This window comes from Streptomyces sp. NPDC057010 (genome assembly GCF_042673805.1).
In the GTDB taxonomy this organism is placed as follows: domain Bacteria; phylum Actinomycetota; class Actinomycetes; order Streptomycetales; family Streptomycetaceae; genus Streptomyces.
This window is the reverse complement of sequence record NZ_JBHUSC010000003.1, coordinates 74,862-97,364: the sequence shown is the minus strand read 5'-3', so window position 1 is coordinate 97,364 and position 22,503 is coordinate 74,862. Positions and strand designations below refer to the sequence as shown.

Genomic DNA, 22,503 nt, shown 5'->3' with positions numbered 1-22,503 from the left:
AATCCGGAACCCCGACCCATGACCTCCACCACCCCGGCCCCCGACGGCCGAGCCACCCCCGGCCCGACCGCGGCCCCGGCACCTGGCCCCGCCCCGGCCCCTGGCGCCGCGCGGTCCTCCGGCGCCGCCGCGGCCCCTGATGCCGCTTCGGCCCCCGGCGCGGCCGGGGCCCCGGATGCCTCGACCGCCCAGCCCGCGGCAGCGCAGGCAGCGCACGGCAGCAGCCCCTGGCAGCTCGCCCGGCGGGAGCTCGGCCGCCGCCTGGCCGTCCGGGTCAGCCTCTGCCTCGTCCTCCTCTTCGTCCTGATGGCCGTCACCGCGCCCTGGCTGGGCGCGCTCGGCGGCTGGTCCCCCGAGGAGTTCGACAAGACCGCCATCGACCCCTACCTCGGCGGCCAGCCGCTCGGCTCCCTCGGCGGGATCAGCCCCGAGCACTGGCTCGGCGTCGAACCCGTCACCGGCCGCGACCTGTTCGCCCGTGTGGTCCACGGCGCCCAGGTCTCCCTGCTCATCGCCTTCGCCGCGACCGCCATCGTGGTCCTCGCGGGCACCTCCGCCGGGATCGCCGCCGGCTACTTCGGCGGCCGCACCGACGCGGTCCTGTCCCGGCTGATGGACCTGACCATGTCCTTCCCCAGCCTCATCTTCATGATCGCCATGCTGTCCGTCGCCAAGGACGTCAACCGCATCGTCCTGATGACCGCCGTCATCGGACTCTTCGGCTGGCCCGGCGTCGCCCGCGTCGTCCGCGGCCAGACCCTCTCCCTCAAACACCGCGAGTACGTCGACGCCGCCCGCGTCGGCGGATCGAGCTCCTGGCGGATCCTGACCCGCGACATCCTCCCGGGCGTCTCCGGCCCGGTCATCGCCTACACCACCCTGCTCATCCCCGGAATGATCAGCACCGAGGCGGCGCTGAGCTACCTCGGCGTCGGCGTACGCCCGCCCACCCCCTCCTGGGGCCAGATGATCGCCGAGTCCGTCGCCTTCTACGAGACCGACCCCATGTACTTCGTCATCCCGAGCGTCTTCCTCTTCCTCGCCGTGCTCGCCTTCACCCTGCTCGGTGACGCCCTGCGCGACATCCTCGACCCGAGGGGCGGCCGTACGTGATCCTCTACCTCGCCCGCCGGCTGCTCGCCCTCGCCGGGGTGCTCCTCGCCATCGCCGCCGTCACCTTCCTCATCTTCTACGTCCTGCCCTCCGACCCGGCCGCCGCCGCCTGCGGCAAGACCTGCAGCGCCGAGCGACTGGCCGACGTACGCGCCTACCTCGGCCTCGACCAGCCCCTGTGGCGGCAGTTCGCCGACTTCCTCACCGGCATCTTCACCGGCCGCACCCTCGGCACCGGCCAGTACGCCGTCGCCTGCGACTTCCCCTGCCTGGGCTACTCGTACGAGAACTCCCTGCCCGTGTGGGACCTTCTGATGGACCGGCTCCCGGTCTCCGCCTCCCTCGCCCTCGGCGCCGCCGTGCTGTGGCTGGTCCTCGGCCTCGGCGCCGGCGTCACCGCCGCCCTGCGCAAGGACACCGCCACCGACAAGGCCCTGATGGTGGGCGCCGTCGCCGCCGCCTCCCTGCCGGTCTACTTCACCTCCGTCATGCTCATCTACGGGGTCATCCGCATCGCCGGCCTCCTGCCCTACCCCAGCTACCAGCCCTTCACCGACGACCCGCTCGCCTGGGGCGCCAACCTGCTGCTGCCCTGGACCGCGCTCGCGCTGCTCTACGCCGCCATGTACGCACGCCAGAGCCGCGGTTCGATGATCGAGGCGATGGCGGAGCCCTACATCCGCACCGCCCGCGCCAAGGGCATGCCCGAACGGACCGTCGTCGTCAAACACGGCCTGCGCTCCGGGATGACCCCGATCCTGACCATCTTCGGCATGGACCTCGGTGGACTGCTCGCCGGAGCGGTCATCACCGAGTCCATCTTCGGACTCCCCGGCATCGGGCGGCTGTTCTACGGAGCCCTGGTCAGCTCCGACCAGCCCGTGGTCCTCGGCGTGACCCTGCTCGCCGCCTTCTTCATCGTCGTCGCCAACCTCGTCGTCGACCTCCTGTACGCCGTCATCGACCCGAGGGTGAGGTACTGATGGCCGCCGCTCTGCTCGAAGTGCGCGACCTGCGCGTCACGTTCACCACCCCGCGCGGAACCGTACGGGCTGTCGACTCGCTCGGCTTCACCGTCGAGGCCGGCCGCACCCTCGGCATCGTCGGCGAGTCCGGCTCGGGCAAGTCGGTCACCTCGCTGGCCGTCATGGGCCTGCACCGGGGCGCCGAGGTCGCCGGCTCCGTACGCCTCTCCGGACGGGAACTGACCGCACTGCCCGAACGGGAACTCGCCAAGGTGCGCGGCCGCAGGATGGCCATGATCTTCCAGGACCCGCTCTCCAGCCTGCACCCCTACTACACGGTCGGCGAACAGATCGCCGAGCACTACCGGGTGCACTTCAAGGCCGGCCGGGCCGTCGCGCGCAGACGGGCGGTCGACATGCTCGGCGAGGTCGGCATCCCCGAACCGGCCCGCCGCGCGGGGGAGTACCCGCACCAGTTCTCCGGCGGCATGCGCCAGCGCGCCATGATCGCCATGGCCCTGGCCTGCGAACCCGACCTGCTCATCGCCGACGAACCCACCACCGCCCTCGACGTCACCGTGCAGGCCCAGATCCTGGAGCTGATCGCCCGTCTCCAGCAGGAGCGCGGCCTCGGCGTCGTGATGATCACCCATGACCTGGGCGTGGTCGCCCGCGTCGCCCACGAGGTACTGGTCATGTACGGCGGCCGGGCCGCCGAACAGGCCCCGGTCGACGCCCTGTTCGCCGATCCCGCCCACCCCTACACCCGGGGCCTGCTCGACTCGCTGCCCCGCCTGGACACCACCGACGACGCACCGCTGCCCTCCATCCCCGGCTCCCCGCCCTCCCTGCTCACCCCGGCCCCGGGCTGCGCCTTCGCCCCGCGCTGCCCGCGCGCCGCCGAGCCCTGCGAAGACGTACGGCCCGAGCTGCTGGCGTACGGGGAGCCGCAGGCGGAGCGGATGGTGGCCTGCCACTTCGCCGGCGCCGGTACCGCCGAGGAGGCGGCCCGATGACCACGACGAGCTCCGAACCGCTGCTGTCCGTACGGGACCTCACCATGGCCTTCCCCGGGAAACGGTCCGCGACCGGGCGCCGGGGGGCGCCCGTGCGCGCCGTGGACGGGGTCTCCTTCGACCTGGCCGCCGGGCAGACCCTCGGCCTGGTCGGGGAGTCGGGCTGCGGGAAGTCCACCACCGGCCGCATGATCGTGCGGCTGCTGGAACCCACCTCGGGCCGCGTCGCCTTCGAGGGGAAGGAGATCGGCCGGCTCTCCCAGAGCGCCATGCGGCCGCTGCGCAAGAACATCCAGATGGTCTTCCAGGACCCGCACTCCTCCCTCAACCCCCGCCAGACCGTGGCCCGGATCATCTCCGACCCGCTGCTGGTCCAGGGCTGGAGCGCCGGCGACGCCCGCCGCCGCGCCGCCGAGCTGATGGAACTGGTCGGCCTGATCCCCGAGCACATCGACCGCTACCCGCACGAGTTCTCCGGCGGCCAGGCCCAGCGCATCGGCATCGCCCGCTCGCTGTCCACCAGCCCCCGGCTGATCGTCGCCGACGAGCCCGTGTCCGCCCTCGACGTCTCCGTCCAGGCCCAGATCGTCAACCTCATGGAGCGGCTGCGCGCCGAACTGGGCCTCGCCTACGTGTTCATCGCGCACGACCTGTCCGTGGTCAAACGGGTCAGCGACCGCGTCGCCGTCATGTACCTCGGCCGGATCGTCGAGATCGGGGACAAGAAGTCCCTCTACGAGAACCCCCAGCACCCGTACACCAGGGCGCTGTTGTCCGCCGTACCGCTGCCCGACCCGGCGGCGGAGCGGCGGCGGGAGCGGATCGTGCTGCTCGGCGACCCGCCGAGCCCGGCCGCTCCACCCCCGGGCTGCACCTTCCACCCGCGCTGCCCCAAGGCGCAGGAGGTCTGCCGCACCGAGCGGCCACTGCTGCAGCTCGCCGCCTCCCGAGAGGTGGCCTGTCACTTCCCGGGTGACTGACGGGGATCACGGGAAGAAGGGAGGGCCCCGGAGCCAATGGCGTCTCCGGGGCCCTTCGGGTGGCCGCCAAGCTGCTCAGGTCGGTTCGATGTTGTCGACGGCCGTCGAGATCTCTCGGCCGGACGGGCCACGGATGTAGGCGAGTTCCACCCAGTGCTCGATACCGGTGGCAGACACGTTCTCGTTGATGACGGCCATCAGCTCGCCCTCGATTCCGGACGCCACATCGCGAACACGACGGCGCAGCAGTCGATGTGGCACATACTCGTACCGCTCAGCCATCGGACGGCTCTTCTACGCTGCCGATGAAATGCTCCCAGCCGACCAGCGCGCGGTCGAGGAGCTCAGCGCTTGGCTCGGACACCACGGTCGGGCCAGCCCAAGGGTCGTCCGGGGTGTCGATGCAGAGCACGCCGCGAGCGAGGCTGCCAATCGTGCGGTTGGCCACCGAGATCACTCCTTACCGTCGACATCAGGTGTTGGAGACACCATGGCGCGATAGAAGTCCCATTACGAGGACTTTCTTAGGACTTCTGATGTCCTGTAAGGGGGCTTCTCTGTATCCGGACAAATGAATCGTGGCCCTCAAGGGGACTTCCTGGGACAGTGGCCATCTACCCATTGCACTACGGAGGTTGGAATGACACGACCGATGGGCAACACCCGACTGCGGGCCGCTCGCATGGCTGCCGGCTATCGCTCTCAGCAGGACCTCGTGGACGCCCTTGCCGCCCGCGGCGTCACCGTTGGAATCCGGCAGGTTCGTCGCTGGGAGTCCGACAACCCTCCCCTGCCCCACCCCGACGTCCGGAAGGCTCTTGCCGAACTCCTCGGCCAGGACCTGGCACAGCTCGGATTCACGCTGCCGACCGGCGAGGCGGTTCCTGCACGTCGTGCGGCAGGAAGTGCGCTACGGCCACCGAACCGGGGACCCATCCGGACCCCGAATGCGCTCCAGCCGGCCAGCTGCTCCGCGGACTTCCTGTCCGTCACGCGTGCTCACCGGCGCTTGTACTGGACCGTTGCTCCCGGCACGCTGCATCCTGCTGTCAGTGCTCACGCAGCGCTCGGCGTAGCCCTGTTGGAAGCCACCACTGGGCGTACGCGACTGACCCTGGGCGCCGCCCTCGCGGAGTCCTGGCTTCTGGCCGGCCGGATCGAGTTCTTCGACCTCCGCGAGCCCGGTCTCGCGGGGGACACGTGGGTGCGCGCCCTTCAGGCTGCCGGGGAGGCAGACGACACACTGCTCGGGGCCGCCACCCTTGCCCATATGGCATTCATCCCCGGATGGGCCGGGAACCAGCAGGGCGCGGCCGAGCGAATGGTGGCGGCGCGAACGTACGCCCGGCGCGGCCCGGCCTCCGCCGAGTTCCTGGCATGGCTCGATGCGGTCGAGGCCGAGTGCGAGACCCGATGCGGCGACACCAGGACCGCACTGAACCTCATTGCGCACGGCGAGGATCTTCTCGACGCCGGAAGTGAGCACCCGAATCCCGAATGGATGGACTGGTTCAGCCCGGTCAGGCTCCAGGCGTTCAAGGGGAACACGCAGTTGCGCGCCGGGCATCTGCCGCAGGCCCGTGAGACTCTGCTCCACGTCCTGGAGGAGCTCCCGGCGGACGCCGACAAGCAGCGCACTGTTGTTCTCGGTGACCTGGCCGCAGTCGAGGCCGCAGCCGGCGCCCCGCATGCAGCTGCCGAGTACGCGGTGCGCGCCCTGGAACTCCTGGAAGCGCACTGGTACGCCACCGGACTTGAGCGGGTCCGGGAGGTGCGGCGCGCGCTCGTGCCGTGGCAGCACGAGCAGTGCATCCGCGACCTCGACGACCGGCTGTACGGATGGGGCGCGGTGGTCAGCGCTCTCGCGAATTGAACTCCGAAATCAGGCCCGGCAGCTCCGCCAGGTTCTCGACGCGGAACGTGGGCAGGGTGCGGGCCTCCTCGGAGCTCCACTGAATCGTGGCCCACGGGCCGCGGTGGATGAGCGCGGTGTGCATCCCGGCCTGCTTCCCGGGACGGAGGTCGTTGTCGACGCGGTCTCCCACGTAGAGGATCTCCTTCGGCGGGAACGGCACCACGGCGGCCACGCGGACGAAGAACTCGGGGTCGGGCTTGCTGGCGCCCCAGTCGTCCGACGTGCCGATCAGGTCCACGTCGCCGGAGAAGAGGCCCCGCAGAATTCCGCCCGCGCGCACGGTCTGATTCCCGGCAATGCCGAGCCACAGCCCGTCGGCCCGCAGCTTGGCGAGCGACGGCCGGACGTCGGCGTAGAGGTCCGACTCGTCGAAGTGCTCCGGCTGGCCGGCCGCCGCGCGTGCTTCCCGCTGCTCGTACAGGTCGAAGCCGGGCCGGAACTCCTGGAACACGTCGCGGTAGTCGCGGCCTTGGGCGATAACGGCACCGAACATCGCGGCAAAGGTGTGACGCGGAACCCCGAGCCAGTCGGCCCAGGTTCCGTACTCCCGGGTTTCGTCCACGAGGCATTCGCCGACGTCGAAAACCACAGCGCGAATCGTCATGGGGCCAGCCTAGTGCTGTACAGGTCCTCACCCAGCTGGTGGCAGGCGATGAGGACACGGCGCGCGAGGTCGTCTACCGCTTCCAGCAGCTCGGGCCCGAGGTCTGCCGCGCCGAGCGGCCGCTGCTGCAGCTCGCCGCCTCCCGGGAGGTGGCCTGTCACTCGGTGAAAAGAATGGGGCCCGGGTGACTGACGGGGATCCACGGGAAGAAGGGAGGGCCCCGGAGCCAATGGCGTCTCCGGGGCCCTTCCGGCCCTTCCGGCCGTTCTGGCTACAGGCCCAGTTCGCGGCGGAAGAACTCCAGCTCCAGCGCCATGATCTTCTCCCGCGTCCCGCCGGGGGTCATGTGGGTGACGCCGGGCAGCGCCAGCAGCCGGTGCGGGCGGCCCGCGTCCGTCAGGGCCTGCGAGAGGCGCAGGGTGTGGGAGGGGTGGACGTTGTCGTCGGCCAGGCCCGTGACCAGCAGCAGCGGGCGGTCGAGGTGCGGGGCGTCCGCGATGAGCGAGTCCCGCTCGTACACCTCCGGGTGGTCCTGGGGGAGGCCCAGGTACCGCTCGGTGTACGCCGTGTCGTAGTACCGGAAGTCGGTCGGCGCGGCCCCGGCCGCCGCGGCGTGGAAGACGTCGGGGCGGCGCAGCACCGCCATCGCCGACAGGTAGCCGCCGTAGGACCAGCCGCGGATGCCGACCCGGCCGAGGTCGAGGTCGGGGTGGCGGGCGGCGAGCGCGTGCAGGGCCGCGACCTGGTCCTCCAGGGTGACCTCGGAGAACCCGCGGTACATGGCGTGGGTGAAGGCGGGCGAGACGTACGGGGTGCCGCGGTTGTCCACGGTCACCACCGCGAACCCCTGGTCGGCCCACCACTGGCGGGCCTGCCAGCGGCGCGGCTCGGCGGACACGTCCTGGAAGCCGGGGCCGCCGTAGCCGTCCATCAGGACGGGCAGCCGCGTGCCGGGGACGTGGTCGCGGGGCAGGACGAGGGCGGTGGGGACGCCGTGCTCGGTGACCCGCTCCAGGATCGGGACCACCCGGTAGGGCAGCGGCTCGGACAGGTCGCCGGGGGTGAACTCGCGGCCGTCGGGAGTGCGTACGGTGCGCCGGATCCCGTCGGCGTCGGCGGAGGTCAGCAGCAGCACCCCCGCCGAGGCCAGGGCGCCGTGCACCCCGGGCCCGTCGGCGAGCGGGGCCGTCTCGCCGGTGGCGGGGTCCAGCAGCAGCACCTGCTGCTCGGCGGGGTCGCGCTGCCCGGCCGTGACCAGCAGCCGGCCCTGGTGGACGCCGGCGACCCCGCGGACCTGGATCCCGTCGCCGGTGATCGGCGCGCCGTCGACCGCGAGGCCGCGGGCGGCGCCGCCGGCGGTGTTGGCGGCGGTGAGCATCCGCCCGTCGGGGAGGCGGGCCGGGGTGCCGGGGACCAGGGGGTCCACCCACTGGGGGTGCGTGGTGCGGGACAGCTCCCGGGTCCGGCCGGTGACCGGATCGGCGGACAGCAGCAGCACGGTGCGCTGGAGCCGGTCCTGGACGGTCAGCAGGATCTCAGTGTCGGACTCCCAGCCCGCGTCGGAGACGTACGGGTAGGCTTCCGCGTCCCAGTGCAGGCGTATCCGGGGGCCGTCGGGGCCGAGCACCCACAGCTGGACCTCGGCGTTGGGCCCGCCCGCCTCGGGATACGCGAAGTCCTCGGCGGGCAGCTCGGGGCGCGCGGGGTCGGCGAACCAGCGCCGCTGGAGGGCGGATTCGTCGACGCGGGCGGCGAGCAGGGTGACCCCGTCGGGGGACCACCAGTGCCCTCGGGCGCGGCCCAGTTCCTCGGCGGCGGCGAACTCGGCGAGCCCCCAGCGGGCCCCGTCGGCGGGGCTGACCCGGCCGCCCGGGGAGACGTGAAGGGCGTCGTCGGTGACGTACGCGGTGCGGGAGCCGTCGGAGTTCGGGCGGGGGTCGACGGCGGGGCCGGCCGCCGGGATCTCCTCGGGCGGCCGGGGCTTCCCGTCGCCGACGCCGTCGACGGTGACCCCGAAGAGCCGCCCGTAGAGCGCGAAGACGGCGCGCCGGCCGTCGCCGGAGAGCGCGTACGAGCCGATCCCGGCCGCGACCAGCCGTATCCGCTCGCGCAGCCGGCGTTCGGCGACGGGCAGGCCGCCGGGCTCGGGGCACAGCTCGCGCGGGTCGGCAAGCCGGGTCTCGGTGCCGGTGGCGGTGTCGAGGAGCCAGAGGCTGTCGAAGGGGTCGGTGGGACCGGTGGAGCGGAGGAACCACAGGAGCCGTCCCTCGTCCCCGAAGGCGAAGGCGCGCGGGGCGCCGTGGGTGAATCGGGCCGTGCTCGCGGAGAGCCTGAGGAAGTCATCCATGATCGTAGTTTGACATGTGAAATGTCACATAGACTAGGCCGTTCGAGTGGTGACCCCAGGGGTGCGGGCTTAGCGTCGAGAGGGTGGACGGGAACGCATCGCCGACCAGGAACGGGACCGACGGCAAGGTCCGAGGAAGCGGAAACGGGCTCGCGCTGTTCGTCATCGCCTCGTGCCAGCTGATGGTCGTCCTCGACATCACCATCGTGAACATCGCGCTGCCGCACATCCAGAGCGCCCTCCACTTCTCCACCGAGAGCCTCTCCTGGGTCGTCAACGCCTACACCCTGGCCTTCGGAGGCCTGCTGCTCCTCGGCGGCCGCGCCGGCGACATCCTCGGCCGCAAACGCGTCTTCATCTTCGGCGTCCTGCTCTTCGGGGTGGCCTCCCTCCTCGGCGGACTCGCCCAGAACGCCGGCCAGTTGATGGGAGCCCGGGCCCTCCAGGGCGTCGGCGGAGCCATCGCCTCCCCCACCTCCCTCGCCCTGATCACCACGACCTTCCGCGAAGGGCCCGCCCGCAACCGGGCCTTCGGGGTGTTCGCCGGCGTCTCGGCCGGCGGCGGCGCGATCGGGCTGCTCGCGGGCGGCATCCTCGTCGAATGGCTCAACTGGCGCTGGGTGCTCTTCGTCAACGTCCCCATCGCGCTGCTGATCGCCGTGCTGGCCCGGAAGGTGATCCGCGAGTCCGAACGCCACCCCGGACACTTCGACCTCGCCGGCGCGCTGCTGTGCACCACCGGCATGGTCGCGCTCGTCTACGGCTTCATCCGCGCCTCCCAGGACGGCTGGCGCGACGGCTGGACGCTCTTCTCGTTCGGCGCCGCCGTCGTCCTGCTGACCCTGTTCATCCTCAACGAGAAGCGCTCGCCGCAGCCGATCACCCCGCTCCACATGTTCGCCGACCGCAACCGGGCCGGGACGTACGGGATCATGCTCATGCTCGCCTGCGCGATCTTCGGCATGTTCTTCTTCCTCACCCTCTTCGTGCAGATCGTGCTGGGCTTCAGCCCGCTGCGCGCCGGCCTCGCCTTCCTCCCGGTGAGCGCCGTGGTCGCGGTGGGCGCCGGCATCACCTCCCAACTCCTGCCGAAGTTCGGGCCCAAACCCTTCATGGTCACCGGCGCGCTCTGCTCGGCGGCGGGCCTCGTCTGGCTGACGCGGACCGACATCCACTCGACGTACCTCGGCAGCATCCTCGGCCCGCTCCTGATCTTCGGCCTCGGCATGGGCCTGCAGTTCGTCTCGCTGACGCTGATGGCGCTGTCCAACGTCCCGGACCGGGAGTCGGGCGCGGCGTCCGGGCTGCTCAACTCGATGCAGCAGGTGGGTGGTTCGCTCGGTCTGTCGATCCTGGTGACCGTCTTCGGCACGGCCAGCCGCAACGAGGCCAAGGACCAGGTGGCCGGCTTCCTGCGCACGTCCACCCCCGAACAGAAGGCGTTCTTCGCGCGCACCAAGCAGTTCCCCAAGCCGTGGAGCGACCAGGTGCTCACCTCGGGCATCAGCGCGGCCTTCGTGGTGGCGGCCGCGTTCACCCTGGTCGGAGCGTTGATCGCGCTGTTCGTCATCCAGGTCAGGCCCTCCGACCTCGAACGACTCCAGGGCAACCACACGCCGACGAAGGTCGAGGGGCGCCCGGGCGGACCGGGAGCCTAGGGACCGGCGAGCGCGGCGCGCAGCCGGGCCGCGTCCGCCCGGGTGTTCATCCGCAGCGCCAGCCACGAGCCGTCCGCGAAGGCCAGGTCGACGCGGGTCGGGCGGCGCCGGAGCCGCGGCACGCGGCGCAGGGTGCAGGCGGCGGTGTGGCTCTCGCGGCCGGGGTCGCCGCGCCCCCAGGGCGGCCGGGCGGTGACCTTGCCCGTGCTCGCGGTGAAGGTGCCGTGGGGGCCGCGGGTCTCGGCGCGCCAGTGCGTCCAGTGGAAGCCGTGCAGGGCCAGCGCGAGCCGGCCCGCCTCGCCGGTCCAGCCGCCGCGCAGGGCCGGGCCGTGGAGGAGCCGCCCGACCAGGCGGGCGGCCCGCTCGAAGGGGTCCACGAGCGCGGAGACCGCATCGGCGAGGTCGTCGGGCAGCGCGCTCAGGAAGCGGATGAGGAAGAAGCCGCCGATCCGGCGGAGCAGCCGCTCCGGGGCGGGCGAGCCGGGCAGCATCGCACGCGCCGGCCGGCGTACGTAAGGGGACAAACGCCCCGGAATCTCCTCGTCCATCGGCCCATGATGGCCGTACGGCCGCTACCCGTCCAACCTCCGGACCCGGCAGCGCGCCGGGCCGTCCGTCCGCAGGGTGATGCCGGCGCTGACCGGGATGTCGGTGTCCACGGCCTCGAACTCGTACGCCCGCAGGGTCATCGCCAGGGCGATCACGGACTCCAGCATCGAGAAGTGCTGTCCGATGCAGGCGCGCGGGCCGCCGCCGAAGGGGAACCAGGCGTAGCGCGGCCGGCCCGCCTCCGCCTCCGGGGTGAAGCGCTCCGGGTCGAAGCGGTCCGGGTCGGGCCAGTAGCTGGGGTGCCGGTGCGTCACCCACGGGGCCAGTATCACGTCCGCGCCGGCGGGGACGGTGTGCCCGCCGATCTCGGTGGCGGCGACGGCCTTGCGGCCGATGACCGGGGCGGCCGGGTAGAGCCGCATGGCCTCCTTGAGCACCTGGGTGAGGTACGGGAGCCGGTCCAGGTCGGCGGCCCCGGGCGTACGGTCGCCCAGGACCCGGGAGACCTCCTCGCGGGCCCGCTCCTGGGCCTCGGGGTGGCGGGCGAGCAGGTGCAGGGCGAAGGCGAGGGAGGTCGCGGTCGTCTCGTGCCCGGCGAGCAGGAAGATCAGCACCTGGTCGCGCAGCTCGGCGGCGTCGAACTCCCCGTCGTCCGAACTCTTCGCGGCGGCGAGCAGGGTCAACAGGTCCTCGCCGGGGCCGTCGGCGCCGGTGGCGGCGCGCCGCTCGCCGATGATCCTGTCGCACACCGCGTAGAGCTCGTCCATCGCGGCGGCCGCCCGCTTGTTGGCCGGGGTCGGCCAGCTGCGGGGGAGGTTGGCGGGGGAGTAGCCGCGGCGCAGGCAGTACTCGGTGATGACCGGAAAACACCGGTCGACGACGTCGACGGTGGCCTCGACGTCCGTGCCGAACAGGATCCGGGCCACGGCGCGCAGCGCCAGCCGCATCATCTGCTCGGACACGTCGACGACGCCGCCCTGCCCCTGGGGCCACCCGGCGAGGACGGAGGCGGTCTCGGCGGCGACGGCCTCGGCGTACCCGTCCACCCGGCGCCGGGTGAACAGCGGCTGGACCAGCCGGCGCTGGCGCAGGTAGTCCTCGTCCTGACTGGTCAGCAGCCCGTTGCCGAAGGAGTCGCGGACCTCCTGGTAGAAGGGGTTGTCCTTGCGGAAGTTGGCCGACTCCGAGGCGAGCACCTGCTGCGCGCCCTCGGCGGAGAACACGCAGTACAGCTCGGCGCGCAGCCCGGGCGGCCCGGCCGTGATCCGCACGACGTCCCCGTGCCGCTGCCGGGCCCGCAGGTAGGTGCCGAGCGAGTCCGACTTCAACTCGAAGAGCGACCCCACCACCGGCACCCCCGCCAGCACGGGCACCTCCGCACGCGCTCCGACTGTCATGCCGCCGCCCCTCCATTTGTACCGAAGACCCGATTCTGCCGGGTCTCCGCCACTCCTGACGAGGTGCCATCGCCCATCAGGCCGAAACCCGTCGGTTCCGGCGCAGGGGGCTACTTGTCGCAGGCGATGCCGTCACCGTCCCTGTCGAGGGCCGACCGGTAGCCGGGCTGCCCGCGCCGGATGGGAGCCGCGCCGGCGGCCTTGGCGGCGTCGCAGTTCTTGTAGTAGGCGCTGCCGCCGCCTCCCGTGGTGGAGGAGCCGCCGTCCGACGAGCCGTTGCTCTCCTGGGTGGGCGTCGGAGTCGGCGTCGTCTTCGGCGTCTCGGCGTGGAGGCGGGAGTCGGCCGTGGCGGGGCACTTCGTGCCGGGGGCGACCAGGTGCACGGTCGCGGCGGCCGACTTCGCGAGGGGCTTGCCGGCGTCGGGGCTCTGGAAGCAGACGACCCAGGTGGCGTGGGCCGAGGGCAGGGGCACGTCGGTGTAGGCGCTGAGGGCGGTCAACTCACCGTCGATGAGGTCCTCGACGGCCTTCTCGGCCTGGCTGAAGGGCTGGCCGACCACGGTCGGCGCCGCCGCGTCCGTGACCGGGGCCTGGCTCGGGGCGGGCGCCGCGGCCGACGGGGGCGTGGCGGACGCGGTGGCTCCCGCCTGGGCCTTGCCGTCGTCCGTCTTCCTCTCCCCGCCGTCGGAGAAGACGAGCACCAGGAACCAGACGCCCGCGATCACGGTCGCGACGATCTTCTTCCCCTGGGCCCACGGGCTCATCCAGGCCAGGGCGATGCCGACCGGAGGCAGGAGCACGAGTGCGGCGATGATCAGCGCCGGATGCTGCCACCACCGCTGTCTGGGCGGCGGGGCGTAGGGCTGGTGCGGGGCAGGCTGTGTGTACACAGGTTCTCCTGAATGGCACGGAATATGACTGATGATCAGTTTAGGTAAAATGCCGAAACGTGCCATCGATTCCCGAAATTTGGACACAGCCCTTTGCCAGCCGGGGAGTTGGGGTGGTCGTGAACGCCGATGGGAACACGGAGGCCCCGTCACCCTCCTTGAAGAGTGACGGGGCCTCACGAAGATGCCGCAGATGCCCGAGGGCTCAGATGTCGCGGAAGATTTCGATCTGGGCGCCCACCGAGTTGAGGCGTTCGGCCAGTTCCTCGTAGCCGCGGTTGATGACGTAGACGTTGCGCAGGACCGAGGTGCCCTCGGCCGCCATCATCGCCAGGAGGACGACCACCGCCGGGCGCAGGGCCGGGGGGCACATCATTTCCGCCGCGCGCCAGCGCGTGGGGCCCTCGACCAGGACGCGGTGGGGGTCCAGAAGCTGGAGGCGGCCGCCCAGGCGGTTCAGGTCGGTCAGGTAGATGGCGCGGTTGTCGTAGACCCAGTCGTGGATCAGGGTCTGGCCCTGGGCGGCCGCCGCGATGGCCGCGAAGAACGGGACGTTGTCGATGTTCAGCCCGGGGAACGGCATCGGGTGGATCTTGTCGATCGGGGCTTCGAGTTTGGAGGGGCGGACCGTGAGGTCGACCAGGCGGGTGCGGCCGTTGTCGGCGGTGTACTCCGCCGAGCGGTCGTGGTCCAGGCCCATCTCCTCCAGGACCGCGAGCTCGATCTCCATGAACTCGATCGGGACCCGCCGGATGGTCAGCTCCGACTCGGTGACGACCGCGGCGGCGAGGAGGCTCATCGCCTCGACCGGGTCCTCGGAGGGGGAGTAGTCCACGTCCACGTCGATGTTCGGGATGCCGTGGACGGTGAGCGTGGTCGTGCCGACGCCCTCGACCTTGACGCCCAGCGCCTCCAGGAAGAAGCACAGGTCCTGGACCATGTAGTTGGAGGAGGCGTTGCGGATGACCGTGACGCCGTCGTGCCGGGCGGCGGCCAGGAGCGCGTTCTCGGTGACGGTGTCCCCGCGCTCGGTCAGCACGATCGGGCGGTCGGGGGAGACCCCGGCCTCGACCTGTGCGTGGTAGATGCCCTCGGTCGCGGTGATGTCCAGGCCGAAGCGGCGCAGGGCGATCATGTGCGGCTCGATGGTGCGGGTGCCGAGGTCGCAGCCTCCGGCGTACGGCAGGCGGAACTGGTCCATCCGGTGCAGCAGGGGGCCCAGGAACATGATGATGCTGCGGGTGCGGCGGGCGGCGTCCGCGTCGATGGCGTCCATGTCGAGGCGGGCCGGCGGGACCAGCTCCAGGTCCACGCCGTCGTTGATCCAGCGGCTGCGGACACCGATGGAGTTCAGGACCTCCAGGAGGCGGTAGACCTCCTCGATGCGGGCGACGCGACGAAGGACCGTACGGCCCTTGTTGAGGAGCGAGGCGCACAGCAGGGCGACGCAGGCGTTCTTGCTCGTCTTGACGTCGATGGCGCCGGAGAGCCGGCGGCCGCCGACGACCCGCAGGTGCATCGGGCCGGCGTAGCCGAGGGAGACGATCTCGCTGTCGAGTGCTTCACCGATTCGGGCGATCATCTCAAGGCTGATGTTCTGATTGCCGCGCTCGATCCGGTTCACGGCGCTCTGGCTGGTGCCGAGCGCGTCGGCGAGCTGACTCTGCGTCCAGCCCCGGTGCTGCCGGGCGTCACGGATGAGCTTGCCGATGCGTACGAGGTAGTCGTCTGCCATGGCTGCACCGTATCTCAGATATGAGATGTCGATCGCGCGGGGCGTGGCAGACGGGTGTTACCGACCGTCAGTTCCCGTACCGGAGCCCGGGGTACGCGCCCGCGATCTTCGGTCGCCGGGGTCTGTTCGGGCGAGGTGGCATAGCGTTATATACGGGCATCTGCCCGACTTGTTTCCGGTCGCGGCGGGCCGGTGTCGCGCCGCCCGTCCGACCCGCCCGTCCGACCCGCCCGGGAACCGCCACCCGGCGCATGTGACGGACGCCGGGCAGCGCGCCTCGTTCCGATCCCCCGACATGTACTAGAGTTATCTCGACATCGAGATATCTGCCGAAGGCGTACCGCAGCCGCCCCCGCTGGTAAGGGTTACCTAACTTAGCCTTACCTTAGCGGATTGGCCAAGGGGCGTGGCGGCAGGATGCGGTACTAACGCGCGAATTCATGCATGAAGGAGACTGTCGTGTCGGCGAACAGCTTCGACGCCCGCAGCACGCTGCAGGTGGGCGACGAGTCGTACGAGATCTTCCGGCTGGACAAGGTTGAGGGCTCGGCCCGCCTTCCCTACAGCCTGAAGGTGCTGCTGGAGAACCTGCTCCGTACCGAGGACGGCGCGAACATCACCGCCGACCACATCCGGTCGCTCGGCAACTGGGATTCCCAGGCCCAGCCCAGCGAGGAGATCCAGTTCACGCCGGCCCGCGTGATCATGCAGGACTTCACCGGTGTTCCCTGCGTCGTGGACCTCGCCACCATGCGTGAGGCCGTGAAGGCCCTCGGTGGCGACGCGTCCAAGATCAACCCGCTGGCCCCGGCCGAGCTGGTCATCGACCACTCGGTCATCGCCGACAAGTTCGGCACCAACGACGCGTTCGCCCAGAACGTGGAGCTGGAGTACGGCCGCAACAAGGAGCGCTACCAGTTCCTGCGCTGGGGCCAGACCGCCTTCGACGAGTTCAAGGTCGTCCCCCCGGGCACCGGCATCGTCCACCAGGTCAACATCGAGCACCTGGCCCGTACGGTCATGGTCCGGGGCGGCCAGGCCTACCCCGACACCCTCGTCGGCACCGACTCGCACACCACCATGGTCAACGGCCTCGGCGTGCTGGGCTGGGGCGTCGGCGGCATCGAGGCCGAGGCCGCGATGCTCGGCCAGCCGGTCTCCATGCTGATCCCGCGCGTCGTCGGCTTCAAGCTGACCGGCGAGCTGCCGACCGGCACCACCGCCACCGACCTGGTGCTGACGATCACCGAGATGCTGCGCAAGCACGGCGTCGTCGGCAAGTTCGTCGAGTTCTACGGTGAGGGCGTCGCCGCCACCTCCCTCGCGAACCGCGCCACCATCGGCAACATGTCGCCGGAGTTCGGCTCCACCGCCGCGATCTTCCCGATCGACGACGAGACCCTGAAGTACCTGCGCCTGACCGGCCGCGACGCCCAGCAGGTCGCGCTCGTCGAGGCGTACGCCAAGGAGCAGGGCCTCTGGCTGGACCCGGCCGCCGAGCCCGACTTCTCCGAGAAGCTGGAGCTCGACCTCTCCACGGTCGTCCCCTCCATCGCCGGCCCGAAGCGCCCGCAGGACCGCATCGTCCTCGCGAACGCCGCGCAGCAGTTCGCGGTGGACGTCCTGAACTACGTGGACGACGCCGACGAGGCGGGCAAGGAGTCCTTCCCGGCCTCCGACGCCCCGGCCGCCACCAACGGCGTGCCGAGCCGCCCGACCCAGGTCACCCTGGCCGACGGCACCTCCTTCGAGATCGACCACGGCGCCGTCACCGTCGCCGCGATCACCTCCTGCACCAACACCTCGAACCCCTACGTCATGGTCGCCGCGGCGCTCGTGGCCAAGAAGGCGGTCGAGAAGGGCCTGACCCGCAAGCCCTGGGTCAAGACCACCCTGGCCCCGGGCTCGAAGGTCGTCACCGACTACTTCGACAAGGCCGGCCTGACCCCGTACCTCGACAAGATGGGCTTCAACCTCGTCGGGTACGGCTGCACCACCTGCATCGGCAACTCCGGTCCGCTGGACGAGGAGATCTCGAAGGCGATCAACGAGCACGACCTCGCGGTCACCTCGGTGCTCTCCGGCAACCGCAACTTCGAGGGCCGGATCAACCCCGACGTCAAGATGAACTACCTGGCCTCCCCGCCGCTGGTCGTCGCGTACGCCATCGCGGGCTCGATGAAGGTGGACATCACCGCCGAGGCCATCGGCATCGACACCGAGGGCAACCCGGTCTTCCTCAAGGACATCTGGCCCTCCGAGGCCGAGGTCAACGACGTCGTGGCCAACGCCATCGGCGAGGACATGTTCTCGAAGTCCTACGAGGACGTCTTCGCGGGCGACGCCCAGTGGCAGGCGCTGCCGATCCCGACCGGCAACACCTTCGAGTGGGACCCGCAGTCCACCTACGTCCGCAAGCCCCCTTACTTCGAGGGCATGACGATGGAGACCACCCCGGTCTCCGACATCGCCGGCGCGCGCGTGCTGGCGAAGCTGGGCGACTCGGTCACCACCGACCACATCTCCCCGGCGGGTGCGATCAAGGCCGACACCCCGGCCGGCAAGTACCTCACGGAGCACGGCGTCGAGCGCCGCGACTTCAACTCGTACGGTTCCCGCCGCGGCAACCACGAGGTCATGATCCGCGGTACCTTCGCCAACATCCGCCTGCGCAACCAGATCGCGCCGGGCACCGAGGGCGGCTTCACCCGCGACTTCACCGTCGAGGGCGCGCCGGTCTCCTTCATCTACGACGCCTCGCAGAACTACCAGGCCGCCGGCATCCCGCTGGTCATCCTGGCCGGCAAGGAGTACGGCTCCGGCTCGTCCCGCGACTGGGCGGCCAAGGGCACCGCGCTGCTCGGCGTCAAGGCCGTCATCGCCGAGTCCTACGAGCGCATCCACCGCTCCAACCTGATCGGCATGGGCGTCCTGCCCCTGCAGTTCCCCGAGGGCGCCACCGCGGCCTCCCTGGCCCTCACCGGCGAGGAGACCTTCTCCTTCACCGGTGTGGAGGAGCTGAACAACGGCACCACCCCGCGCACGGTCAAGGTCACCACCGACACCGGTGTCTCCTTCGACGCGGTCGTCCGCATCGACACGCCGGGTGAGGCGGACTACTACCGCAACGGCGGAATCATGCAGTTCGTGCTCCGCAACCTCATCCGCGGCTAAGGGCGCGCCAAGCGGAGCCATTCTCCGCTTATCGGCACCATAGGGCCGTATCCCCGTTAAGGGGATACGGCCCTTCCGCTTTTCCGGGGTGTTCCCGGCGGTCGGGGCAGGTGACGGAGAGGTCTCAACTCGGAAAAGCTGAGGACCATAGTTGTGCACGATCTTGCTCAGGCGAGCGGAAGTGGACTATACCTGTGCCCGTCCGGACCAGCGCGAGACGAGTGGCCCGGACCGGGGGATGGGCGGGGACCTGCGGTGATGTCCGCATGCGCGGCAACCGCCGTGATTTCCGGCCTCCTTCACACTTCTGACGAAGGCGAGGACATGAGCATGGGATCCACTGGTGAGGGCCTCGGCCGCCGTGATCTGATCAAGCGCTCCGCAGCACTCGGGCTGATCACGGTACCGACGATGAGCTTCCTGTCCGCGTGCGCCTCCGGCGGAGAGGACACCACGAAGGGGCCCGACAAGGGTGCGGTGACCAAGGAGAACCCCTTCGGCCTGGCCAAGGGCGGCAAGCTGGACGTCGTCGTCTTCAAGGGCGGGTTCGGCGACGACTACGCCAAGGCCTGGGAGGCCGCCTTCGACAAGAAGTGGGGCACCACCAGCTCCCACCTGGGCACCCAGGAGATCGCGGCCAAGCTCCAGCCCCGCTTCAACGGCGGAAACCCGCCGGACGTCGTCGACGACTCCGGTGCCCAGATGATCAAGCTCGACGTCCTCGCCAAGGGCGGCCAGCTCGCCGACCTCACCGCCGTCCTCGACGCGCCCTCGCTCGACGACCCGAGCAAGAAGGTCCGCGACACCCTGATCGCGGGCACCGTCGAACAGGGCACCCAGGGCGGAAAGTTCGTCGCGCTGAACTACGTCTACACCGTCTTCGGCCTCTGGTACTCCGGCAAGCTCTTCAAGGAGAAGGGCTGGAGCGAGCCGAAGACCTGGGACGAGTTCCTGGCCATCTGCGCCAAGGCCAAGGAGGCCGGCATCGGCGGCCTCGCCCACCAGGGCAAGTACCCGTACTACATCAACGTCGTCATCATGGACCTGATCGCCAAGAAGGGCGGTCTGGAGGCCATGAAGGCCATCGACAACCTGGAGCCCAACGCCTTCGAGGGCAACCCCGCCGCCCTGGCCGCCGTCGAGGCCGTCTACGAGGTGGTCGAGAAGGGCTACCTGATGCCGGGCACCAACGGCCTGACCCACACGGAGTCCCAGACCGCCTGGAACCAGTACAAGGCCGCCTTCATCCCCTCCGGCTCCTGGCTGGAGAACGAGCAGCTCAAGCAGACCCCCGAGGACTTCGACATGAAGTTCCTGCCGGTGCCGCTGCTCGCCGACAGCAAGCTCCCCTTTGCCGCCATCCGCGCGGGCGCCAACGAGCCGTTCATCGTCCCGGAGAAGGCCGCCAACAAGGCGGGCGGCCTGGAGTTCCTGCGCTCCATGCTCTCCCGCGAGTGGTCGACGATCTTCGCCCAGCAGGCCAACTCCCTGACCGTCGTCAAGGACGGCGTGGACGCCGGCGTCAAGCTCCGCCCCGGCACCCAGTCGGCGGTCACCGCCCTCAAGGCGGCGGGCGAGAACACCTTCAACTACCTTTACCCCGACTGGTACAGCGAAATGGACACCGAGATCCAGAACGCGTCCAATGAGCTGATGGCCCAGCGGATCCAGCCAAAGGAGTGGATCAAGCGGGCCCAGGCTGCGGTAGACAAGGCTGCCAAGGACCCCAACGCCAAGAACAACCACCGCAGCTGACACCGCGTCCACCGGCAGCGTCATCAGGGACGGACACCATGAGCCAAGTAGCACGCGGCAAGGGACGGGCCGGCTTCATCGCCGGCTTCCTCGTCCTGCCGCTCGCGCTGTATCTGACTTTCGTCATCTGGCCGTACATTCAGACGTTCGGCTATTCCTTCACCAACTGGTCGGGCCAGTCACCGACGTTCGACTTCGTCGGCCTGGACAACTACTCGGCCCTGATGAAGGACGAGGTCTTCCGCGGCGCCCTGTGGCACAACCTGCTGCTCCTGGTGTTCGTCCCGACCATCACCATCCTGCTCGCCCTCTTCTTCGCCTTCATGGTGAACGCGGGCGGGCGCAGCGGGGCGGGCGGTGTGCGGGGCGTCCGCGGATCGGGCTTCTACAAGATCGTCTACTTCTTCCCGCAGGTGCTCTCCCTGGCCATCCTCGCGGTGCTCTTCGGCGCGGTGTACCGCAGCGACGAGGGCGGTCTGCTGAACGGATTCCTCAGCACGATCGGCCTCGTCGACCCGGCCCACCCCGTCGAGTGGCTCAACCAGCCCAACCTGGTGCTCTGGTGCCTGCTCCTGGTCGTCGTCTGGCACGGGGTCGGCTTCTACCTCGTCCTCTTCTCGGCCGCCATGCAGTCCGTCCCCAAGGACATCTACGAGGCCGCCCTGCTGGACGGCGCGGGGCGCGCCCAGACCTTCCTCAAGGTCACGCTCCCCCTGCTGTGGGACTCCGTACAGACCTCCGCGGTCTACCTCGGCATCGCCGCGATGGACATGTTCGTCCTGGTGTCGACCATGACCTCCGGCCAGTTCGGCGGCGGCCCCGACCACCACAGCGAGGTCATGGCCACGGTGCTGATGCGCAACTTCCTGTACTTCGGCAAGAGCGGATACGCCTGCGCCATGGGCGTGGTCATGCTGGTCCTGACCATGATCCTCTCCGTTATCACGCTGCGCGCCACCCGCCGCGAGCGCATCGAGTTCTGAGCGGGAGACCACGATGACCACAGTGATCAAGGCACCGGGCGAGTCCTCGGCCGAGCGGTCCGGCGGCAGCGGCCGCGGCCGCGCCAACGGGGGCGGGAACGGCCGCTCCGACGGCATGGTGCTCAACGTCTTCTCGCACGGGTTCCTCGCCGTCTGGGCGATACTGATCGTCCTGCCCCTGATCTGGCTGGCGCTCGGCTCGTTCAAGACCGACTCCCAGATCGGCGGTTCGGCCCTCAGCTGGCCGTCCAACTGGCACTTCGACGCCTTCTCCCGGGCCTGGGACAAGGGCATCGGCGACTACTTCGCCCACACGCTGATCGTGATGGCGTTCTCGGTCCCGCTGACCATGCTGCTGGGCTCCATGGCCGCGTACGTCCTGGCCCGCTACCCCTTCCCGGGGAACCGGATCATCTACTACTTCTTCGTCAGCGGGGCGATGTTCCCCGTCTTCCTGGCGCTCGTACCGCTGTTCTTCATGGTCAAGCGCCTGGACATGCTCAACACGTACCAGGGTCTGATCCTGGTCTACGTCGCCTACTCGATGCCCTTCACCGTCTTCTTCATGCACTCCTTCTTCCGCACCCTGCCGACGGCGGTGCACGAGGCGGCGGTGATCGACGGGGCCTCCGACACCCGGATCTTCTTCCAGGTGATGCTGCCGATGGCCAAGCCCGGCCTGATCAGCGTCGGGATCTTCAACGTCCTGGGCCAGTGGAACCAGTACATCCTGCCCTCCGTGCTGATGCAGCCCCAGAGCGGATCGGATCCGGAGCGCTACATGCTCACCCAGGGCCTGATCCAGCTCCAGTACCAGATGGGCTACGAGACGGACCTGCCCGTGCTGTTCGCCGGCGTCACCATCGCGATGATCCCGATGCTGGTGGTCTACCTGTCCTTCCAGCGTCAGATCCAGGCGGGCCTGACCTCGGCCACCCTGAAGTGAGCGCCCCCCGCATCAGAAGCTGACCACCCCGCCTCCGGCGGCGTCCAGCGGGGGGCGGCCCAGGCTGCCCGGGCCGGTGGCGGGGTTGGCGCCCCGGTCGGCGGCGCTGCCCGGGGGATCGCACGGGGCGGCGAAGCACTGCCACTGCCGGCCGTGCTTCCACCACTGGCCGGGGGCCCACAAGGGCTTCGGCTTCGGCTGCTGCTGTGCGGACGGGCCCCCGCCGAACACGCTGTCGGCGGCGCTGCCGTCCGCCGCCAGCGCCGCATGTGTCGCGGGGGCCGCGGCGAAAGCGCCGACCGGGGACAGGACGGCCCCCGCGGCCGCCGCGGTCGAGGCGGCCAGCAGGGCGAAACGGGTCGTTTTCAGGGTACGGGGCATGAAGGTCCTCCTGGGGTGAGGGGCACGGAAACCACCCCTCCAGTGGGCCCCGCCCCGTGCCCCGGGGCACGCCCCGGAAACCCGTGGCTTGACGG

20 protein-coding genes are annotated in these 22,503 nt (G+C 70.3%); 11 read left to right on the top strand and 9 right to left on the bottom strand.

Annotated elements, in window-relative coordinates; translation table 11 throughout:
* Positions 1 to 18 precede the first annotated feature (18 nt).
* From ACFTXQ_RS04910 to ACFTXQ_RS04895, 4 genes are read left to right on the top strand one after another with little or no spacing between them, the layout of a single operon-like run.
* A complete protein-coding gene (locus ACFTXQ_RS04910) occupies positions 19 to 1,113 on the top strand; it encodes an ABC transporter permease (RefSeq protein ID WP_382635920.1) in 1,095 nt (364 codons plus the stop codon).
* Entirely contained in the window at positions 1,110 to 2,096 is a 987-nt protein-coding gene (locus ACFTXQ_RS04905) for an ABC transporter permease (protein ID WP_382635919.1), read from the top strand. Before ACFTXQ_RS04910 ends, ACFTXQ_RS04905 begins: the two co-directional genes overlap by 4 nt.
* Positions 2,096 to 3,094, top strand: coding sequence for an ABC transporter ATP-binding protein (locus tag ACFTXQ_RS04900; protein WP_382635917.1), 999 nt, complete (start codon positions 2,096 to 2,098; stop codon positions 3,092 to 3,094). The genes ACFTXQ_RS04905 and ACFTXQ_RS04900 overlap by 1 nt, the downstream gene beginning before the upstream one ends.
* Positions 3,091 to 4,074, top strand: a complete 984-nt coding sequence (locus ACFTXQ_RS04895; RefSeq protein WP_382635915.1) for an ABC transporter ATP-binding protein — start codon at positions 3,091 to 3,093, stop codon at positions 4,072 to 4,074. The genes ACFTXQ_RS04900 and ACFTXQ_RS04895 overlap by 4 nt, the downstream gene beginning before the upstream one ends.
* Before the next feature lie 75 nt (positions 4,075 to 4,149).
* Here the strand turns inward: ACFTXQ_RS04895 and ACFTXQ_RS04890 are convergent, their stop codons facing one another.
* The gene (locus ACFTXQ_RS04890; protein ID WP_382635913.1) at positions 4,150 to 4,356 is read right to left on the bottom strand and encodes a hypothetical protein; all 207 of its coding nucleotides are present in this window, start codon (positions 4,354 to 4,356) and stop codon (positions 4,150 to 4,152) included.
* A complete protein-coding gene (locus tag ACFTXQ_RS04885; protein ID WP_382635911.1) occupies positions 4,349 to 4,522 on the bottom strand; it encodes a hypothetical protein in 174 nt (57 codons plus the stop codon). The genes ACFTXQ_RS04890 and ACFTXQ_RS04885 overlap by 8 nt, the downstream gene beginning before the upstream one ends.
* Before the next feature lie 192 nt (positions 4,523 to 4,714).
* Here ACFTXQ_RS04885 and ACFTXQ_RS04880 point away from each other — a divergent pair, with 192 nt between their 5' ends.
* Positions 4,715 to 5,947, top strand: a complete 1,233-nt coding sequence (locus tag ACFTXQ_RS04880; protein WP_382635910.1) for a multiprotein-bridging factor 1 family protein — start codon at positions 4,715 to 4,717, stop codon at positions 5,945 to 5,947.
* Here the strand turns inward: ACFTXQ_RS04880 and ACFTXQ_RS04875 are convergent.
* The gene (locus ACFTXQ_RS04875; protein ID WP_382635909.1) at positions 5,928 to 6,593 is read right to left on the bottom strand and encodes an HAD family hydrolase; all 666 of its coding nucleotides are present in this window, start codon (positions 6,591 to 6,593) and stop codon (positions 5,928 to 5,930) included. The two genes, ACFTXQ_RS04880 and ACFTXQ_RS04875, sit on opposite strands and share 20 nt — an antisense overlap.
* Before the next feature lie 38 nt (positions 6,594 to 6,631).
* Between ACFTXQ_RS04875 and ACFTXQ_RS04870 the strand changes: the two genes are divergently transcribed.
* Complete coding sequence (locus ACFTXQ_RS04870) at positions 6,632 to 6,781, top strand: hypothetical protein (RefSeq protein ID WP_382635907.1); 150 nt, start codon at positions 6,632 to 6,634, stop codon at positions 6,779 to 6,781.
* 83 nt (positions 6,782 to 6,864) lie between these two features.
* On the opposite strand, the gene ACFTXQ_RS04865 is transcribed toward ACFTXQ_RS04870, so the two are convergent.
* Entirely contained in the window at positions 6,865 to 8,940 is a 2,076-nt protein-coding gene (locus tag ACFTXQ_RS04865) for a prolyl oligopeptidase family serine peptidase (protein WP_382635906.1), read from the bottom strand.
* Between the two features lie 182 nt (positions 8,941 to 9,122).
* On the opposite strand from ACFTXQ_RS04865, the gene ACFTXQ_RS04860 reads away from it, so the two are divergent.
* The gene (locus tag ACFTXQ_RS04860; RefSeq protein ID WP_382636252.1) at positions 9,123 to 10,598 is read left to right on the top strand and encodes an MFS transporter; all 1,476 of its coding nucleotides are present in this window, start codon (positions 9,123 to 9,125) and stop codon (positions 10,596 to 10,598) included.
* On the opposite strand, the gene ACFTXQ_RS04855 is transcribed toward ACFTXQ_RS04860, so the two are convergent.
* The 4 genes from ACFTXQ_RS04855 to ACFTXQ_RS04840 all read right to left on the bottom strand — a co-directional run bounded on the left by ACFTXQ_RS04855 (position 10,595) and on the right by ACFTXQ_RS04840 (position 15,169).
* On the bottom strand, positions 10,595 to 11,146 hold the full coding sequence (locus ACFTXQ_RS04855; RefSeq protein ID WP_382635904.1) for a hypothetical protein: 552 nt from the start codon (positions 11,144 to 11,146) through the stop codon (positions 10,595 to 10,597). The genes ACFTXQ_RS04860 and ACFTXQ_RS04855 overlap by 4 nt on opposite strands.
* A 24-nt stretch (positions 11,147 to 11,170) precedes the next feature.
* Positions 11,171 to 12,544, bottom strand: coding sequence for a cytochrome P450 (locus ACFTXQ_RS04850; RefSeq protein ID WP_382635902.1), 1,374 nt, complete (start codon positions 12,542 to 12,544; stop codon positions 11,171 to 11,173).
* 110 nt (positions 12,545 to 12,654) lie between these two features.
* Complete coding sequence (locus tag ACFTXQ_RS04845; protein WP_382635900.1) at positions 12,655 to 13,434, bottom strand: excalibur calcium-binding domain-containing protein; 780 nt, start codon at positions 13,432 to 13,434, stop codon at positions 12,655 to 12,657.
* Positions 13,435 to 13,639: 205 nt separating this feature from the next.
* The gene (locus ACFTXQ_RS04840; RefSeq protein ID WP_382635898.1) at positions 13,640 to 15,169 is read right to left on the bottom strand and encodes a helix-turn-helix domain-containing protein; all 1,530 of its coding nucleotides are present in this window, start codon (positions 15,167 to 15,169) and stop codon (positions 13,640 to 13,642) included.
* A 459-nt stretch (positions 15,170 to 15,628) separates the two neighbouring features.
* On the opposite strand from ACFTXQ_RS04840, the gene acnA reads away from it, so the two are divergent.
* The 4 genes from acnA to ACFTXQ_RS04820 all read left to right on the top strand — a co-directional run bounded on the left by acnA (position 15,629) and on the right by ACFTXQ_RS04820 (position 22,027).
* Positions 15,629 to 18,343 carry an aconitate hydratase AcnA gene (gene acnA, locus ACFTXQ_RS04835; RefSeq protein ID WP_382635896.1) on the top strand — a complete coding sequence of 905 codons (2,715 nt, stop codon included), beginning with the start codon at positions 15,629 to 15,631 and terminating at the stop codon, positions 18,341 to 18,343.
* A gap of 330 nt (positions 18,344 to 18,673) precedes the next feature.
* Complete coding sequence (ngcE, locus tag ACFTXQ_RS04830) at positions 18,674 to 20,098, top strand: N-acetylglucosamine/diacetylchitobiose ABC transporter substrate-binding protein (protein ID WP_382635894.1); 1,425 nt, start codon at positions 18,674 to 18,676, stop codon at positions 20,096 to 20,098.
* Between the two features lie 38 nt (positions 20,099 to 20,136).
* Positions 20,137 to 21,081 (top strand): carbohydrate ABC transporter permease, encoded by a 945-nt coding sequence (locus tag ACFTXQ_RS04825; RefSeq protein WP_382635892.1) that lies wholly within the window; start codon positions 20,137 to 20,139, stop codon positions 21,079 to 21,081.
* Positions 21,082 to 21,094: 13 nt separating this feature from the next.
* The gene (locus ACFTXQ_RS04820; protein ID WP_382635890.1) at positions 21,095 to 22,027 is read left to right on the top strand and encodes a carbohydrate ABC transporter permease; all 933 of its coding nucleotides are present in this window, start codon (positions 21,095 to 21,097) and stop codon (positions 22,025 to 22,027) included.
* 12 nt (positions 22,028 to 22,039) lie between these two features.
* On the opposite strand, the gene ACFTXQ_RS04815 is transcribed toward ACFTXQ_RS04820, so the two are convergent.
* Positions 22,040 to 22,408 (bottom strand): hypothetical protein, encoded by a 369-nt coding sequence (locus tag ACFTXQ_RS04815; RefSeq protein ID WP_382635888.1) that lies wholly within the window; start codon positions 22,406 to 22,408, stop codon positions 22,040 to 22,042.
* Positions 22,409 to 22,503: the final 95 nt, after the last annotated feature.

What these genes read in the sequence shown, in the direction of transcription:
- ACFTXQ_RS04855 (WP_382635904.1), bottom strand. Translation starts at nt 11,146, where the DNA reads ATGGACGAGGAGATTCCGGGGCGTTTGTCCCCTTACGTACGCCGGCCG.
- ACFTXQ_RS04850 (WP_382635902.1), bottom strand. Translation starts at nt 12,544, where the DNA reads ATGACAGTCGGAGCGCGTGCGGAGGTGCCCGTGCTGGCGGGGGTGCCG.
- ACFTXQ_RS04815 (WP_382635888.1), bottom strand. Translation starts at nt 22,408, where the DNA reads ATGCCCCGTACCCTGAAAACGACCCGTTTCGCCCTGCTGGCCGCCTCG.
- ACFTXQ_RS04820 (WP_382635890.1), top strand. Translation starts at nt 21,095, where the DNA reads ATGACCACAGTGATCAAGGCACCGGGCGAGTCCTCGGCCGAGCGGTCC.
- ACFTXQ_RS04890 (WP_382635913.1), bottom strand. Translation starts at nt 4,356, where the DNA reads ATGGCTGAGCGGTACGAGTATGTGCCACATCGACTGCTGCGCCGTCGT.
- ACFTXQ_RS04865 (WP_382635906.1), bottom strand. Translation starts at nt 8,940, where the DNA reads ATGGATGACTTCCTCAGGCTCTCCGCGAGCACGGCCCGATTCACCCAC.
- ACFTXQ_RS04840 (WP_382635898.1), bottom strand. Translation starts at nt 15,169, where the DNA reads ATGGCAGACGACTACCTCGTACGCATCGGCAAGCTCATCCGTGACGCC.
- ngcE (WP_382635894.1), top strand. Translation starts at nt 18,674, where the DNA reads ATGGGATCCACTGGTGAGGGCCTCGGCCGCCGTGATCTGATCAAGCGC.
- ACFTXQ_RS04875 (WP_382635909.1), bottom strand. Translation starts at nt 6,593, where the DNA reads ATGACGATTCGCGCTGTGGTTTTCGACGTCGGCGAATGCCTCGTGGAC.
- ACFTXQ_RS04825 (WP_382635892.1), top strand. Translation starts at nt 20,137, where the DNA reads ATGAGCCAAGTAGCACGCGGCAAGGGACGGGCCGGCTTCATCGCCGGC.
- ACFTXQ_RS04910 (WP_382635920.1), top strand. Translation starts at nt 19, where the DNA reads ATGACCTCCACCACCCCGGCCCCCGACGGCCGAGCCACCCCCGGCCCG.
- ACFTXQ_RS04860 (WP_382636252.1), top strand. Translation starts at nt 9,123, where the DNA reads ATGGTCGTCCTCGACATCACCATCGTGAACATCGCGCTGCCGCACATC.
- ACFTXQ_RS04895 (WP_382635915.1), top strand. Translation starts at nt 3,091, where the DNA reads ATGACCACGACGAGCTCCGAACCGCTGCTGTCCGTACGGGACCTCACC.
- ACFTXQ_RS04880 (WP_382635910.1), top strand. Translation starts at nt 4,715, where the DNA reads ATGACACGACCGATGGGCAACACCCGACTGCGGGCCGCTCGCATGGCT.
- ACFTXQ_RS04900 (WP_382635917.1), top strand. Translation starts at nt 2,096, where the DNA reads ATGGCCGCCGCTCTGCTCGAAGTGCGCGACCTGCGCGTCACGTTCACC.